Annotated in this window: 5 protein-coding genes; 1 reads left to right on the top strand and 4 read right to left on the bottom strand. The window is 34.0% G+C overall.

Going from position 1 to position 3,335, the window contains the following annotated elements; genetic code table 11:
* On the top strand, window positions 1–199 hold a 199-nt coding region (locus SOR77_RS08210; protein ID WP_320636629.1), incomplete at its 5' end, for a hypothetical protein.
* Between the two features lie 42 nt (window positions 200–241).
* On the opposite strand, the gene SOR77_RS08205 is transcribed toward SOR77_RS08210, so the two are convergent.
* Genes SOR77_RS08205 through SOR77_RS08190 form a run of 4 tightly spaced genes read right to left on the bottom strand, consistent with a single transcriptional unit; the run spans window position 242 to window position 3,320 of the window.
* Window positions 242–505, bottom strand: coding sequence for a DUF3343 domain-containing protein (locus SOR77_RS08205; protein WP_320636628.1), 264 nt, complete (start codon window positions 503–505; stop codon window positions 242–244).
* An 11-nt stretch (window positions 506–516) separates the two neighbouring features.
* Window positions 517–1,791 (bottom strand): double-cubane-cluster-containing anaerobic reductase, encoded by a 1,275-nt coding sequence (locus SOR77_RS08200; protein WP_320636627.1) that lies wholly within the window; start codon window positions 1,789–1,791, stop codon window positions 517–519.
* 12 nt (window positions 1,792–1,803) lie between these two features.
* Complete coding sequence (locus SOR77_RS08195) at window positions 1,804–2,571, bottom strand: 2-hydroxyacyl-CoA dehydratase family protein (protein WP_320636626.1); 768 nt, start codon at window positions 2,569–2,571, stop codon at window positions 1,804–1,806.
* Window positions 2,568–3,320, bottom strand: a complete 753-nt coding sequence (locus tag SOR77_RS08190; RefSeq protein ID WP_320636630.1) for an acyl-CoA dehydratase activase — start codon at window positions 3,318–3,320, stop codon at window positions 2,568–2,570. Before SOR77_RS08190 ends, SOR77_RS08195 begins: the two co-directional genes overlap by 4 nt.
* Window positions 3,321–3,335 lie beyond the last annotated feature (15 nt).

Here is a 3,335-nt window from a genome sequence, read left to right as displayed (position 1 = left end):
TCCTCGCCTTGTAAGTGTTTTAGATGGAAAGTCAGCTCTACTTTCATCTTATGAATTCTTTTCAGATTTTGATTTTGAAAAAGGTAAATCTGAGCTAATCGAATCAAACGATACAATAAAACTTACTTCAAAATCAAAATCAGATTCAGATAAAGATTTCAATTTTGAACTAACTTTAAACAGAGTAGATAAAAAATAACTTAATTTAAAGAGCGTATCAGAAAATTTCTGATACGCTCTCTTAACAAAACTTATTTCTATTTGGATCATCTTTATTTTCCATGTCCCAAAAACAATCTATTTCCAAGTCATTTTTTTTGGCAATTTCTAATATTTTGTCCTTTTTTGAAGCTTCATCATACAAGATACAAACTCCACAACAATGGTCCGCCTCTCTTGGTGTCGGAGCAACTGTAGATTTAATTTGCGCTTCTTGCATTTTCTGATATAGTGTCATTGCCTCTTTAGAATTTGGCATTAAAACATAGTGTCTTATTTTTTTCATCTAGCCCTCAATTAGCTGAGCATTTCTATAAAAGCTCCTATTCTTGTCTTTAGTTGCTCAGCATCTTCATCTGTATAATCTGTTTCAATTCCTATGCACGGAATTCCGGCTTCTTGCATAGCCTTTTCTACAAAATATCCTTCTGTATCATATATGTTGCAGAATTTTAAATTCAAATCAATTACACCATCTGCGTTGTATTCTTTAGCCAATCTGATTATATCATCAATTCTTTCTCTATTAGGAGTGAAACAAGCGCAATTTATATGACCAAGATATCTGTCAGCTAAATTTTTAACCATTGTATCCATGCTTCCCTTCGTTTCATCAACTAATGCTTCAGAATATCTAACTCCTGTACACATTTCTTCACATACAACTGCACCACCGGATGTCTCGATAATTTGATGTATCTTCCAATTTGGAATTGATAGTGGCGTACCAGTCAATAAAATTCTCTTAGTTCCCTTTTCATAAACAGATACATTGTCTTTCTTTCTCTCTTCTAATTCATCACATAGCGTGTTTAACATTTGTGCAAATCGCTTAGGGTCATCATAAAATGCTATTTGATGAATAAGCAGTGCGTCTCTGCCACTGATTGGAACATTCTCAAGTTTTCTAAATTCATTTAATCTTTGAAGTGCTCTTCTCTTATTATTTACAGTTAGAATTGCATCATACAAAGTATCTTCTGTAATTTTATTTCCTGTTAATTCTTCCAATACCTCCATATAATTTTTAATTTCATTTTCCCATTTTACAAAATCTTGTTCTCTCTTCATTTGAGGTATGTCCATTATATGCATTGGTGCATCTTCGGATAAAATTTCCCATGCTTTCTTCTTTCCATCACAAGTTGTTTCACCTACGAACAAATCACAAATACTAAAAAACGGACAAGTTCTATCAAACCTTGCTCCTAAAGAAGCCTTTATCAATGGGCAAGTAGCCGTTGGCAAAACTTTTTCTCCCCCCGGAACCCAAAACTGCGAACCACTGCAAAGACCGGTGGCTATTGCACCCGCAGCTAAGACAACTTCATCCGGAACGTGTATACAAAAACTTCCCACAACTTTTCCATTATTCTTTTGAAATTCAACTAACTCTGACGGACGAATTCCGTGTATGTCTGCCACAACCATATTGAAATAATCCATCTTTTGCGGTCTTTTTTCTTGACTTAAATATACATCTCCAAAAGCTTGAGGCAATGCTTCACACAATAAATCATGAGTTTCAACATCCATCCCAAGTTCTTCCCACATTTTTTTATTATCTGCCATTATTAACTCCTCTTAATAATTAAATTTAATTTTTCCCATAAAACAACCCTTACACGTAAATATCGGATTATCTATATCTCTCTTAATTCCATATCGTATAGTATTCAAATCACTATCGATTGCTCTATAAATTCCACCTGGACATACTGCTGTCACTGTGATTCTATCCCAGTCATACAAATCTAACTTTTCAACTGTTTCTTCTAAAAATTTTCTTCTCTCTTCTATGTCTATCAAGTATCTTGAAAAGAATTCTACTTCAAATATTTCTCTACCCGATAAATTACTTATATGTAATTTATTCAAAGCTAAGTCCATTTTCTTAAACTCTTCAATTGCAATCTCATGCAGCTCTTTTGAATACTCTCTTTTGTAAACTTCCTCTAAAATCAACTTCAATTCATCTTCATTTCTGTACACACAAATTGGTTTTTCAGTTTCACCCTGCAAACTCTCTATAAAATGGTCACAAAAATCTTCTACTACATACATTTTGGCTGAAAATAACAATGGACATTTTTCAGTTTTTAAATAAATCATCGTACTCTTTACCAAATCACAACCATCATACTCTCCAAAAGAGAATATATGTGAGTCCAATCCCTCTATGGGCACTGTGTGTAAACCATAAGCATAAATCAAAGGCTCATTTACATTTCCAAAAATGCCAACAATACTATCTTCCAAAGATTTATTCATTATACAATCTACAAATGCCTGCCGTCTTAGCTCCGGCAAATCTTCATACGTTTTTAATTTTCGCTTTCTCCAAACACTCATGCCAATAATGCCGCTCCTATAGCTCCCGCAAATCTTGCGTCTTTGTGTGAAGTTACTTCTACTCCTAGTCTCTTTGATAACTCATCTATGACATAATCACTTTCACAAAATCCTCCAGTTAGAAAATATGAGTCGCTCTTTTGTTTTTTATTAACAAGAGCAACCACCTTTGCACATATCGAATTCACAACTCCTGCTGCAATATCTTCTTTAGAAGTCCCCTTCCCCATTAGAGAAATGATTTCCGATTCTGCAAAAACTGTGCAAGTTGATGATATCTTAACTTGTGTTCCATTCTCCGCAAGCTCAAACATCTCATTCAGATTAATCCCTAAACGATTTGCCATAACTTCCAAAAACTTTCCAGTCCCGGCAGAACATTTATCATTCATTATGAAATCCATAACTTGTCCATTTTTTAGGACTATTATCTTTGTATCTTGCCCACCTATATCTATGACAGTTGTATCACCATTATGTAAATAACTAGTTCCTTTCCCATGGCATGTTATTTCAGTTATAGTCTTATCAGCATATGGCACACTGACTCTACCATATCCTGTTGCCACTATCTTTAAAGCACTTTTTTTATATCCTAAGCTTTCAAGCCACTTCTTGATTTCTTCTCCCGTTTCCTTACTATTCCAACCACTGGGCATAATTTTTTTATTCAATATAGTACTCTTTTCTTCATCAAAAATGACTACTTTACTTGCCGTTGAGCCTATATCTATTCCTACATAATTCACAACATACCTCAATTT

Origin of the sequence: Peptoniphilus sp. (assembly GCF_034090345.1) — a bacterium.
Lineage (GTDB): Bacteria > Bacillota > Clostridia > Tissierellales > Peptoniphilaceae > Peptoniphilus.
Note: the sequence above shows the minus strand (reverse complement) of the source record. Positions and strands in the feature narration are given on the sequence as shown.